Annotated in this window: 8 protein-coding genes; 1 reads left to right on the top strand and 7 read right to left on the bottom strand. The window is 43.8% G+C overall.

Annotated features, from left to right (window positions below; all coding sequences use genetic code 11):
* The first annotated feature begins 62 nt into the window (after positions 1 to 62).
* A complete protein-coding gene (locus BLP33_RS10490) occupies positions 63 to 2,429 on the top strand; it encodes an alpha-L-rhamnosidase-related protein (RefSeq protein WP_090527290.1) in 2,367 nt (788 codons plus the stop codon).
* Positions 2,430 to 2,658: 229 nt separating this feature from the next.
* Here the strand turns inward: BLP33_RS10490 and BLP33_RS10485 are convergent, their stop codons facing one another.
* The 7 genes from BLP33_RS10485 to BLP33_RS10455 all read right to left on the bottom strand — a co-directional run bounded on the left by BLP33_RS10485 (position 2,659) and on the right by BLP33_RS10455 (position 13,796).
* Entirely contained in the window at positions 2,659 to 3,267 is a 609-nt protein-coding gene (locus BLP33_RS10485) for an MCP four helix bundle domain-containing protein (protein WP_090527287.1), read from the bottom strand.
* A 104-nt stretch (positions 3,268 to 3,371) separates the two neighbouring features.
* Positions 3,372 to 4,397, bottom strand: coding sequence for a LacI family DNA-binding transcriptional regulator (locus tag BLP33_RS10480; RefSeq protein ID WP_090527686.1), 1,026 nt, complete (start codon positions 4,395 to 4,397; stop codon positions 3,372 to 3,374).
* Between the two features lie 109 nt (positions 4,398 to 4,506).
* Positions 4,507 to 5,742, bottom strand: coding sequence for an L-fucose:H+ symporter permease (gene fucP, locus BLP33_RS10475; RefSeq protein WP_090527285.1), 1,236 nt, complete (start codon positions 5,740 to 5,742; stop codon positions 4,507 to 4,509).
* A gap of 68 nt (positions 5,743 to 5,810) precedes the next feature.
* Positions 5,811 to 8,777 (bottom strand): discoidin domain-containing protein, encoded by a 2,967-nt coding sequence (locus BLP33_RS10470; protein ID WP_090527282.1) that lies wholly within the window; start codon positions 8,775 to 8,777, stop codon positions 5,811 to 5,813.
* A 312-nt stretch (positions 8,778 to 9,089) separates the two neighbouring features.
* A complete protein-coding gene (locus BLP33_RS10465) occupies positions 9,090 to 11,366 on the bottom strand; it encodes a GH92 family glycosyl hydrolase (protein WP_090527279.1) in 2,277 nt (758 codons plus the stop codon).
* 47 nt (positions 11,367 to 11,413) lie between these two features.
* Positions 11,414 to 12,613, bottom strand: coding sequence for a DUF4185 domain-containing protein (locus BLP33_RS10460; protein ID WP_090527277.1), 1,200 nt, complete (start codon positions 12,611 to 12,613; stop codon positions 11,414 to 11,416).
* A 10-nt stretch (positions 12,614 to 12,623) separates the two neighbouring features.
* Positions 12,624 to 13,796, bottom strand: a complete 1,173-nt coding sequence (locus tag BLP33_RS10455) for a prolipoprotein diacylglyceryl transferase (RefSeq protein ID WP_090527274.1) — start codon at positions 13,794 to 13,796, stop codon at positions 12,624 to 12,626.
* Positions 13,797 to 13,841 lie beyond the last annotated feature (45 nt).

The raw sequence follows: 13,841 nt of genomic DNA, 5'->3' as shown, positions 1-13,841 counted from the left end.
ATCTACTTAATGCAAGCAGGGAAAACCAACCTGACCATCACCAATTAATCAATGAAATCTACATGAAACACTTTCTGATTTTAATTTTATCTGTAAGTACCCTTCTCTCATCACAAAACAGTAATGCCCGGTCTGTTCATAAAACCGCAGAGGAAAAGACATGGAATGCACAATGGATCTCCGTGCCCAACATCACCGGAAATGAATACGGTATTTATTATTTCCGTAAAAACATTGAGCTGACCAACAAACCGGCCAGCTTTGTTATTCATGTATCGGCAGATAACCGGTATAAACTGTACGTAAACGGCACATTGGTATCATTAGGCCCGGCAAGGGGCGATACTTTTTACTGGAACTATGAAACCGTCGACCTTGCGTCCTATCTCGTAACCGGTAAAAATACCGTGGCTGCTTTAGTGTGGAACGAGGCTCAATACCGCCCTGAAGCGCAGATTAGTGTCCGTACCGCCTTTATTATACAAGGCAATTCGACAGCCGAAGAGATCCTCAATACCAATAACACCTGGAAAAGCATTCAGGACAAAGGCTATCAGCCCATCTGGGGCTATTTCGCTGCCAGCACCGGCGAAATGGTGGATCTGAATAAAAGCATTATGAACTGGTACTCGCCTAACTTTGATGATAGCAGCTGGCCAAAGGCAGCTAACCTCTTCGGCGGGCAATTAAAGGGCCGGTGGGATGGGTTCGGATGGCAATTGGTTCCATCCTCCATTCCGCACCAGGAATTAATTTATGAGCGGATACCTGTTGTACGTAAAGCCTCCGGGATGGATGTTCCCCCGGCTTTTCCGGGCACTAAAGCACCGCTTACTATTCCTGCAAATACTACAGTTACCATACTGCTTGATCAAACGCATCTTACCAACGCCTATCCTACTGTTAATTTCAGCGGTGGGAAAGATGCGGGGATCTCTTTAAGCTATGCCGAATCGCTTTTTGATAATTTAAGCAAATATGGAATGCGCAAGGGCAACCGTAACGATGTGGAGGGCAAGGATTTTTCGGGCAGAAATGATAGTTTGATCTCCAATGGCAGCAAAGGGCAATCATATACTACGCTCAACTTCCGTACTTTTAGGTACATCCGCTTAATTGTGCATACACAAAACGAGCCTTTGGTTATTGATGACCTGTATGGCACCTTTACCGGTTATCCATTTAAGCAACGTGCCGTTTTCAATACCGATAATAAGGAAATAAAACAGATGCTCGATATTGGCTGGCGTACGGCCCGTCTTAATGCATTTGAAACCTATACAGATTGCCCTTATTATGAGCAACTGCAATACATCGGCGATACCCGTATCCAGGCCATGATATCCTATTACTATAGCGGCGATGACCGGCTGGCCCGCAATGCCATTAACCTGATGGACCATTCCCGTTTAACAGAGGGCGTTACCCAAAGCCGTTACCCTACTCATGATACCCAAATTATTTCAACTTTTTCATTATGGTACATAGGCATGCTGTATGATTACTGGATGTACCGCAATGACAGTAATTTTATTAAGGATAAGCTGGATGGCGAACGGGCAGTATTAAAGTTTTTCAGCCAATACCAACAAGCTGATGGCTCATTAAAAAACACCCCTTACTGGACTTTTGTGGATTGGGCCAGCGGCAAAAACTGGGATATAGGCTCGCCGCCAAAAGGCACCGACGGCAGTTCGGCCATTATTGATTTGCAATTACTTTGGGCTTATGAGTGGGCTGCCGCTATGGAAACAAAAATTGGCATGCCCGGTTATGCCACTTTATACCACAAAGAAGCTGCTAAGCTTAAGCAAACTATTCAACGCAAATATTGGGACCCGGCAAAAATGCTGTATGCCGATACATGGGACAAGAAACAATTTTCGCAGCATGCCAATTCATTAGCCATACTTACAGGCATGGTGAAAAACACAGATCTGCCTATGTTATCCAAACGATTATTAAGCGATACCTCATTGACCCAATGCACCATTTATTTTAAATATTACCTGCACCAGGCATTGGTAAAAGGTGGTTTAGGTAACGATTATATGAACTGGCTGGGTATCTGGCGCGAGAATATTAAAATGGGCTTAACCACCTGGGCCGAATATTCCGACCTTAAATATAGCCGTTCAGATTGCCATGCCTGGGGAAGCAGCCCCAATATTGAATTCTTCAGGACAGTTTTGGGTATTGACAGCTATTCGCCCGGATTCAGCAAGATCAAGATCGAACCTCATTTGGGAACAATGACCAATGTGAGCGGCGAGATCCCACACCCTAACGGTAAGGTTGCAGTAGCTTATGTTTTAGAAAATAACAGGTGGAAAATAAAGGTCAGTTTACCGCAGCGTACATCCGGCGTATTGGTTTGGAAAGCAAAATCATACCCGCTTAAAGGCGGTGAAAATGTGATGGTTATTTAAGAAACTCTAAGAAGCTATTTAAAAACGATAATTTCCAAATGTAGAGACGCATCACATGCGTCTCCCGCATGCAATTTACGCATGCTCGCCCCTATTGAATGTGGCTTGTCCTACGAGAGACGCATGTGATGCGTCTCTACAAAAAACATTTATTTTATTCGTTTTTAAACAGCTTCTAAGACTTACGAAGTTTTAAAAACTTCGTAAGTCTGGTTTTTATTAAGATCTTTTAATTGAGCAAATGCCTTTCGTCCTGCCTTAAAATCATTTGTTCCCTGGCGCTTAGTAGCACCATAATAAATAATCCAAGTAAAATACAAACAACCACACCAAAATTGGCTGTAAGTATACTTGAACTTACATTTCTTTGTCCGTTTTGTAGCAGGCGGTTGCTCTCGCCAACTTGTATCGCTATCAGTTGATCAAGCGATTTAAGTGCCTGATTAAAAACATACTCTGCATTATTCAGGCCAGCTTCCTGCTGCTGCAGATGACGCAATTGCACACGAAAGGTCTTCCATTTTGCTGATTCTTCGCGTGTTAATTGGGTGGCCTCATATTTCTTTGCTAACGCTTCTATAGCTGCATAATTACCATTAATTTTTACCTGAACATCTGCACCAGAAACAGCTGCCAGTTTATTTTCATAAAGCCGACTGCTTATTTCATGTACAAAAGTAGCCGGCAATAAGCGGTCCTTCATAATGGATGTCAACGTTTTATCCAATTCTTTAACATTGTCGCGACCATTCCAGTTGGCTAATAAAAGCATAGCGGTAAGCACAGCTAAGGCCAATACCATTCTTGCTTTATTTTTTATAATAAAAGCCCGTTTCATAACAGTAAATTTTTATTAAAGATAATAAAAGAGTGCCCGGTTACAGAAAACCTATCCCCTGCAAGTGTGTCATTTACATCTGCTAATATATGGTTCTTTTAAAATTAATCAATCTTTAAACCGGATGATGATCCCCTGATCTGGAGGTTGGTTTTAAGAATTATGGAATGAGAAGCAGTACTAACCCCTTTTGTATTAAGCTTTTTGAGTAGCACGGTGATCACATTATCGGCAATTTCTTCAACCGGCTGAGCTATGGCGGTTACCGGGGGCGAGTACAGCTTAAAAACGTCATAATCATCAAACGATATAACGGCCATATCCCCGGGCACTTTAATACCCAGCGTGTTAAACACTTTTAACCCACAGGTACCTACATGGTTGGTGCCAAAAACTACCGCGTCGAGATCCTGATGCTTTTTAAAAAAGGCAGTCATCGGTTTAATGATCATTTCTTCGTCCTGGTTAAAAACAATCTCTTTAACCACCGGAGCAAAACGGCTTTCCTTCAGCGCATCCTTATAGCCCTGCATCCGGGCCAGCATTTGTGTTTGTGACGAAGCGAAAGTAACGAAGCCTATATTTTTGTAACCCTGTTGTATTAAGTGCCTGGTGGCATTATAGGTGCTGAAAAGGTTATCAATCTCTACATAATCGGTATTTACTTTGGGTAAATGCCTGTCGAACATTACCACCGGCAAGCCATCCTTAAGCAGTTGTTCTACATCGTCTTCAATACCTTCGGGCGGAGCAATAATATAGCCATCCACATGCCTGTCGCGGAACATATTGATCAGTTCCCTGGTTTTTTGGGTGTCATTATCGGTACTGCAATAAATTATTTTGTAGCCATTTTTATAAGCTCTATCCTCAATAAGTCGGGCTATGCTGGCAAAAAAGGGGTTTGAAATATCTTCAACCATTAAACCAATGGTATTTGATTTACCGGTACGCAGGCTTTTAGCCAGGGAATTGGGTTTATAGCCCACTTCTTCCACGTATTTAGTAACACGCTCTACCAGATCCTCACCTATCCGTTTTTCCTTTGCACGCCCGTTCAGTATAAACGATACGGTGGTTTTAGAAACTTTTAATTCATTGGCGATATCAACAATCGATAGTTTTTTCAATGGCTTATAATTGGCTAAAATCAAATATAAAATATAATCGCTTAATAACCATGATTTATTAAGCGATTATTGGCCAAAATATAAAAATAAATCGATTAAGCTAATTTGATCATATTCCTTTTTTATTCAGTTTAGGATAACTGATCCCAAATAAAAATATCACCATATAACAAATGATAGGCAGGTAATAAGCTGTAGCAACATTGTGATTAGCAATGAGGCCCATAACCGGCGGAAACAATCCCCCGCCTACAACTCCCATTACTATAAATGATGACGCGTTTTGCGTTTGTGAACCTAAATTTTTCAACCCCAGGCTAAATATGGTTGGGAACATAATACTGAAGAAGAAGTTGATGAACAGCAATGCCACAAATGACACCACGCCAAAGCCCTGTGCTACAATAACACACATCAGGATATTGCCCAGGGCAAATACCGCCAGCAACTTGTTTGGCGCTATGTAACGCATCAGGAAGGTGCCAATAAAACGGCCGGCCATCATCATCACCATGCTTAATGAAAAATAGTAGCTCGCGCGTTCGTCGGTTAAATGCATGATCTCGTGACCGTAATTGATAAAAAACGCCCAGGTGCCGCCTTGTGCTGCCACATTAAACAGTTGGGCTATGGCTGCAAAAACAAAATGCTTTTTTTTGAACAGGCTTTCCGGAATATGTCCTTCACCCGCAACCGCATATGAATCTGTTGCTACAACATGCGGATCCTGCAATGACGGCACTTTTAAAAATGAAAATGCTACACCAACCAATGCAATCACCGCTCCTATTACAATATACAGGTGTTTGACAGATATCAGGTCGTTAGAATGCTCCTGCCCTCCTTTTAAAACGAAATAGCCGCCCAACAGCGGACCAATAACGCCGCCGACACCGTTAAAGGCCTGCGAAAAGTTAATGCGCTGGTCGCTGGTACGCTGATCGCCGAGAGAGGCAACAAATGGATGGGCAACGGTTTCGAGTGTAGCCAGGCCGCAAGCCAGGATAAACAAGGCAATCCGGAAGAAGTCAAACGATTTAGCATCAGCCGCCGGAACAAACAGGAATGCCCCTGCAGCATACAGCCCCAGGCCTAAAAGCACACCGTTTTTATAACCAAATTTTTTCATGAACATACCTGCCGGGATGCCCATCACCGCGTAAGCGCCAAACAATGATAACTGTACATAAGCCGAACGTGATTTTGAAACATGTAAAACATTTTGAAAATGCTTGTTTAATGTATCGCCGAGGGTCATGGCTATGCCCCAGAGCATAAATAATGAGGTAACAAAAATGAGTACTACAAGGAACTTGCGTTCGGTGAATTTGGGTTTGGTATCCATTGTGCAGGTTTGTTTGTTAATTGGACCGGTAAATTAGTTTAAAACTTCAACGTACCAAAGGCCTATTATTACTTTTCTGTTATTACCGGATCATTATAAGGCTGTACCAATAGTTTCAGCTGATCCTTGCCCAGCAAGGCTGCGTCAAATTCAATCCTGATATCTTTTGATTCGCCCTTCATCAGCGAAAAATAGTTATCATTCATTATTGCCGGCAGTATCTGTTCACCCGTGGCGGCTTTTGTTGCCTGTACGCGAATGCTAAATGCAGCCGCCTTTGATGAGGATGGGTTGCTGATCTTTGCATTCACATAATACTTGCTGTTAATTTGTTTTATGGTTGATGACACCTTAAGGTTAACCTTTGGCAGTTGGTTAAGGGCGGTAAAATCTGTGCGTTTATTACCCCGCCAGTAAAAATTATCTGATACCAGTTTTCCGTTTTTATCAATCAATCTTAGTTTGATGAAATGAACATCCGTAAGACCACTGCTTTTCGGCGCGCCGCCGTACACCTCAAAATCCCAAAGCGAGTAGCCCCATCCCGATCCGCGCTGTAATCCATACATACGCACGTAGCGGCCTTTTACCTCATCAAAAGTGATTTGCTGCACGCCAACATGCCCATCGCCGCTTTCATAAACATCTTTCCAGCTTTTGGCATCGTCAGATACCTGGATCTTGAAAGCTTTACCATATGCCTCCTCCCAATTCAATTTAACACCGTTTATATCTTGCTCCCTGCTAAGATCAACATAGATCCATTCGGCATCGCTGGAATTACTGGCCCACCTGCTTCCCGGATTACCATCCGTTACAGAACCGGCCTCACCCATGGTGGTTGATGATGCAAAAGCAGGTTTGTTTAGTGCCAGGTTTTCGCGGTTATCAGCAAAAGCCATGGCAAAGCAATTCAGCGCTGTATTCGATGGCGCATCGATAGTTTTTGACTGGCTATATTCTTTTACGATCTGTCCATCGCTGTTATAAACATCGGCATAAGCAATGAGGCTGTTTTCGTCGGTACGGGTGGTGTTGATCACTTTAATAGCATTATTTACCGGGTTCCATTGAATATGTACCGGTTCGCAGGCTTTTTTAGCTCCCCAGTAGGCACCGGTGAGGTCATAATAGTAATCATAGGTTTGCCACACCAATGAAGGATAGGCCGACTGGCTCATCCAGGTCATAATACCTGACGCATCTTCCCATATATTATCTTCCCACCCCTCGTACATGGCTTTATTGGTTTCGATGTTCAGCAGCTGGGCTTTGCGGCAATAATCCTCGATACCCGTAGGCGCACCGTAACGGTTTTTAATACCATCGTCGTACCTGTCGGGTCCGGCATTGCCTGCGGATGGGCCAAAGAAATGCAGGTTCCACATCTCGTTCCGCGGCCACCATTTGTCCTTCGGCATAAACTTTTTAAAGCTGTCGAAATTGGTAAACACCGCCGTACCTATCTCACTACGCAATCCCCAACCCTGATTACCGCCAAAGCCATTAGGAAAACGGCTGAAATACCAGCGCGGATCAAAGTTAGTCCACGGACCGCTGCCTGTTAGGTTACCGGCATGCGAGTTAGGTTGATAATACCTGTCGTTACCATCGTAAGCGCTAATGTCCTCACGAAGCCAGTTGTTAAGCGGAGGTAAAGGCTCGCCCTCATTATCACCGCACCAAATGGCAATGGATGGATGGTTCCTGAACCGTTTTATTTTTTCGATGGCATTGGCATTGAAAGTATTTACATCATTAGGCAGGTTGGGGATGGAGTTAAGCCAGAAATCATCCCAGATCATAATGCCGTATTTGTCGCAGGCATCATAAAATTCTTCGTCCGTGGTTGAGCCTATCCAGTTGCGGATGATGTTAAAATTCATTTCCTTATGCAGACGCACTTTGGTATCATACTCGTCTCCCCGGCAACGTAACATATACTCGGCCATCCCCCAATTGCCGCCCTTTAAAAATACTTTGGTGCCATTTACATACAAATGCAATACATGGCCCACGGTATCATAGCTGTATTTTTTGATACCGAACCGGATCTGTTTGCTGTCAGATACTTCATCGCCAAGCTTCAGGCTTAAGTTACAGGTGTACAGGTTGGCATCGCCATAGCCATTGGGCCACCACAGCTTTGGGCCGTTGATCACCAGCTGCGAAAAATGTTTTGGGTCGATTTTTACCTCGGCATTGCTGTTAGCACCCACAAATACCTTTTGCGTAAACTGGATATTTCCAGGATTAATAACACCGGTTAAGGTCCCCGATTGAAAAGTATCGGTGCTGTTTTTCACCCCAACCGAAACCGATACTTCAGCCCGGGCGGTAGTAGGCACATCTGTACGAATCCAGGGATCATTAATGGTAAGGCTACCTGTGTTGCTCAGGTAAACATCATCAGTAATGCCGCTATTAAGGCCTGGTACATAAGGCATCCAATCCCAACTGGCGCTGGGTATATATGTTGGGCTGGCATAATTTACCAATGGGTTCAGCGGACAGTAAACCAAAACAGCCAGCGTATTTGCCCCTGTTTTATTTAAAAGTTTCGTTACGTCATACATGCCCCGCTGCATAAAACCATCTAAGCTACCTATCTTCTTCCCATTCAGGTAGATCTCGGCTTTGCGGTTAATGCCTTTGAAATTAAGCCAGATTTTTTGTTTAGCGAAACCTGCAGGTACGCTGAACTGCGTACGGTACCAGAAATTGCGGTCGTACTTCTTTTTATCAACCTTATAAATATTATCGCCAAAATTGGGATCCTTTTCCAAACCGGCTGCTACGTATGATGAAAATACAGTACCGGGTACGATAGCCTTTACCCAATCAGTAGTGGCGTAACCGTTTTTGTAGATGTCAAGACTGTCGGCTCCCAGATCGGCCTGGGCTTTTACTTTCCAGGTGATTTGTTTATTGGTGTTGTTGAGGTAAAAGATTTCCTGTGCTGATGCCTGGTTGAGCAGCAGTATCACCGAAGTAAGTAATAGAATTGACTTTTTTATTTTGTAAATATTGATCATAAAATCGTTTTAGCTAATATTCTAATAATTCTTAAAGTAAACCGTCATTGTGAGGAACGAAGCAATCCCTGATTTGCAGATCGGCTCTGTATAGTTTGGGATTGCTTCGTTCCTACCCATGACATGATAAAAAATACAGTCATGCTGAACTTGTTTCAGCACCCCACATGCAAGGCCGCTTGCATAGCCGCTCAGCGCGTGGGATCCCGAAATAAATTCGGGATGACGGGTAGTGTAAATGTCATTTCACCTTCAGAGGCCTCCGGATTTTACCTATTCGCAATGACGTTTTCTATATTCTTCTTAATTTTGTTATTGAGCTTTTGATAGCGAAAACGGCCTATCTTCAGAAGCGACACCCCGGTTTATAGCCGGTTTGTCGCCCATTTCAAAATGCAGTACACCGCCGTTCATAATATCGACCTGGGTGATCCAGTTATGGGTATAAGGCTTACCATTAAGCGTCGCCGACTGGATATACACGTTCTCCTTGTTGTTATTGTTAGCTTCTATCACGAACTTTTTGCCATTTTCCAAAGCGATGGTCATCTTTTTAAATAGCGGGCTACCAATCACATACTGATCGGTACCGGGGCAAACACTGTAAAAGCCAGCGGCGCTCAACACAAACCAAGATGACATCTGTCCTTCATCCTCATCACCAGGGTAACCATTTTCGCCGGCGTTATACATCTTATCCATCACACTGCGCAAATGTAGCTGCGCCTTCCATGGCTGGCCGGCATAGTTGTACATGTAAAGCAAGTGGTGAATAGGCTCGTTGCCCTGCGCGTACTGCCCCATTTTAAATTCGGCCATCTCTGTCATTTCGTGAATCACCTGTCCGTACCCTCCTACCTTGATGGTTCCCGGTTCAGTAAATACCGAATCAATCTTAGCAGTAAAGTTCTTCTCTCCGCCCATCAAATTGATCAAACCCTGCGTATCCTGGAAAACCGACCAGGTCCAGTGCCAGGCATTACCTTCGGTATAGGGGCCACCCCAATCCATTGGGTCAAAAGGTTCAACCCAATTACCTTGCGCATCTTTCGCGCGCATGAAACGCGTTTTGGGATCAAACAGGTTTTTATAATTGTACATCTGCCGGGCAAAAACATCTTCATAAAATTTATTGCCGGTGAGTTTAGCCAGTTGATATCCGCAAAAATCATCGTATGCAAACTCCAGCGTCCAGGCAGTTGAACCAAGAGTTTGCAGCGTAAAAGGCACATAACCATTGGCATAATATTCCTTCCAGCCCGGGCGACCATTGGCACTGCCCCACGGACCTTTATTGGTAGCTTCATGATAGTAAGCCTCCAGGGCTTTTTTGGGGTCGAAGGTGCGGATCCCTTTTACCCAGGCATCGGTTAATAGAGAGATGGCATGATTACCCAGCATTCCTCCCGTTTCACCCGGGAACGACCAGGCCGGCAACCAGCCGCATTGCTGCTGCGCATCAAGCAAGGCTTGTACTAATCGGCCCTCCATTTTTGGATGCAGCACCGTATTCAGCGGAAATTGGGCACGGAAAGTATCCCAAAAACCATTATCGGTATACATATACCCATCATGTACCTTGCCATCATAAGGGCTATAATAGTATGGTTTTCCGTCTTTATTATATTCAAAAAACTGGTGTGAGAATAGATTGGCGTGATACATGCACGAATAAAAAGTCGCCTTCTGATCTTCCGTAGCCCCCTCAATGGCCATACGGCCAAGCAACTGGTTCCACACTTTATCAGCAGCTTTACGGGTATCATCAAATGATTTGTATTTACCCAGTTCAGTTGTCAAAGTAAGTTCGGCCTGCTCCGGGCTGATATAGGACGAAGCTACTTTGACTTGTACCGTTTCGCCATCTTTAAATTTGATATAGGCCCCGATACCTTCGCCCTCTGCCGATCCGTTCTTTTCAGAAAGGATATTCTTTTTATTTTCCCAGGTGCCGTAATCGGTAAAGGGTTTATCAAAAATAATGACAAAGTAATTCCTGAAATCTTTAGGGGCCCAGCGGTAGTTGTTTACGTAGCCTGTTATCTTCCGCTTGGCCGGGATGATTTTTACCCCGCTCATTTTAGTGTAGCCATCTAAAACAAGATAGGAAGCTTTACCTTCCGGGAACGAAAACCGCAAGTGCGCTCCCCGTTCGGTCGGCGACATTTCGGTTGTAATATTATTATCAAGTTTTACCTTATAGTAACCTGGTTGCGCTATCTCGTTATCGTGGCTAAATGATGCCGCCCGTTCATCTTCATTAACAACTAATTTCCCTGCAACCGGCATGAGCGAAAATACCGCATAATCATTTACCCATGAACTGCACTGGTGCGATTGCTGAAAACCGCGGATAGTATGCTCAAAATACTGGTACTTCCATCCATCGCCGTTTTTGCCGGTTTGCGGTGTCCAGGTGTTCATGCCAAAAGGCAATGAGGTAGCCGGGTAGGTATTACCATATGAGAACTCATATTTGGTATTGGTGCCCTGCCGGGTATTTACATATTTAACAAGATTAGCCTCCTGCGCAAACAGGTTTCCGGCATAAATAAGCGCAGCAGCGCATACAAGCGAACGTATTTTCATTGGGTTATATTAAACACTAATTCCATTCGTGCTCCTTCAATTCGAGCCTATTCGTGTTCGTTAAACTTTACCCTGATAAATCTTGGCCTGTACAGGTTTGGATATTTCTTCAGATCGTTTAAAAAATCAACCGAGTTAATGTTATAGCTGATCAGCAGTTCACCGGGCTTTGATAGGCTTGGATGCGCCTTGGCATTATAAACCACAAACGTTTTGGCGATAAGATCAGGCTTGCAATCCCATAATTTAATGATCGGGCCAAACGGACCTACCGGGCTTGCACCTATCCGCATCCCCACCGATGTGGTCATCCCCCCTACCTGGAATATCAGCGCGTAACGACCATCCGGAAGCGGACTAAAACTTAACTCATTTGATACGCTGCTTGTTACATTGGCAACCTGTTCCATATCGCTTACCCAAGCTTTACCATCGTAAAAAGTCCATTTACTGTAATCTTCAAAATCTTTTGGCAATACACGGGCAACCATCAAATGCTTGGCCACGCCTCTCACGCCATAAACATAAATATAACCATCGGGCTTGGGAGCACCTGCCTCTTTGGTGTTTACATAAATGCCCGCACCAAAGGAGCCGCTTTCTCCTTTTTCATCTACCAGGTAAAACGGCGTATCCATTTGTTTAAGGTCTTTATAAGGAGGTTTACTGTTTGCCGGGATCTTGATGAGCGTGTTGCCAACCTCTCTGAAACCAAATGCTTCGTTGCTTACGTTATGTACCCTGTAACCAAAAATATAGATATTGTTATCCAATGCCTGGTTTACAAAGCCATCGCCAAGCCAGTAGTAATCTGTAGCTCCTGTTTTAGGTGTATGGGGGATAAAAATAGACTCCGGTTTTCCTTTAGCATTTTTATCCCAATAAAATTTCATTTGTTTATCCAAAGGCTCATTGCCTTTTAGTTCAGCTACGGCATTGTGGATCATGATGGCCCCCGGAGCCATAGTGTTATCACGCACCGCGCCTATCATGCTGTCGCTGAAAATAAAAAGTACTTTATCGTTATGTTTCGCCTGGCCGGTCTCCTTGCCATTCAAAGGGATAGTATAAATACCATCGCCCCCAAACCAGCCCGAATCACGCTTTAACAGGGCCGACCATTCCGGTGCGGCCTCTGCCTTAAATTTAATATCGGTAAGATTAACAGTGTCAGCTTTTTGCGCAAAGGCTCTATTGGTTAAAACCAGGCCCAAACAAGCTAAACAAACAAGGGTAATTTTCTTCATTAAATAATATTTATACTGGTAAATGTTTATAATGATGGCTTTTGCGTTTAATAAACAGCGCAATAAAGCCTGTTAATCCACCCATCAGCATTAAAAAGCCAATGAAGCCGGCCTGGGTAAATGGTAAACCTAAAAAATGATAAACCGGGTTTATCCGGATCTGCTCTATCAAAAAACGCTCGGTACCGTTTAACACAAGGTACAGGAAAAACATAAAACCGGGTGTAACTATCCGTTTACGAAAAACCCACATCAGCAAAAACATACCAATGCAAAGTGCAGCCTCATAAAACGGCGTGGGGTATACCGGGTTGGCCAGTTGATTGCAATAGTTACCCAGGCAACCAGGTATTAGTGTACCGGCATTGACAGCATTATGCGGATAATTGAACGCCCATATCCAATCGGGCAGCCAGCTTAAAAAACCGGGTTTTAGATGTGGGTTAACCTTACCCCAATCACCGTCACCCGCCAGTTGGCAACCAATACGACCAATGCCATACGCCAGCATCATGCCCGGCGAACCGATATCCGCAAGGTGGGCCAGCTTCATGTTATGCCGGTGGCCGATATACAAATAAGTTAATGCGCCAAAGATCAGGCCGCCGTAATAAGCAAACCCGTTGGCCGAAAATATAGTACCCAGCGGATCATGTCTCAACCTGCCAAAATGCTCAACGATATCAAAAAGTTTGGCACCAATGAAACCGAAAAATCCAACACTGAAAACAATCAGCCCCATTAATTGATAAGGGTGTACCGAATATTCAGTTGTTTGCGGTTTAGGCAATGCAAATTTCTTGCGATCGCGGTAAATCCAAAAGGCAAATGCACCGCCAATAAGTACGCCGGCTGTTAAATTTCCCTGCAATGAAAGAATATATGCCCGCGGGTTTGCAGCAAAAACCTGGTAATTAAAAACGGCTCCAAAAAGTTTAAAGCCAAATAAAAAACCGGGCAAAAAATTAATGATCATTTCAGTTGCTGAAGCTGGTTTTCCGATGATTACCTTCCGCTTAAATGCACTGATCTTTCCAATAGTTTCATACCGTTTAAATTCTGAAGTAAACACTATGTAGGCAAATAAAAAGGCGAGTGCAATAAAAAAGCCAAGCGTTTGGATAGGAAATCCTATCCGGATATGGAAGAGATGATATATCAGATCGCCGATGATTGGAAACATATCCTAATTTAAAGTTTATCTGCCAAATCAAAAAAGGAAGCCGGC

Origin of the sequence: Mucilaginibacter sp. NFR10 (assembly GCF_900100445.1) — a bacterium.
In the GTDB taxonomy this organism is placed as follows: Bacteria; Bacteroidota; Bacteroidia; order Sphingobacteriales; family Sphingobacteriaceae; genus Mucilaginibacter; species Mucilaginibacter rubeus.
Note: the sequence above shows the minus strand (reverse complement) of the source record. Positions and strands in the feature narration are given on the sequence as shown.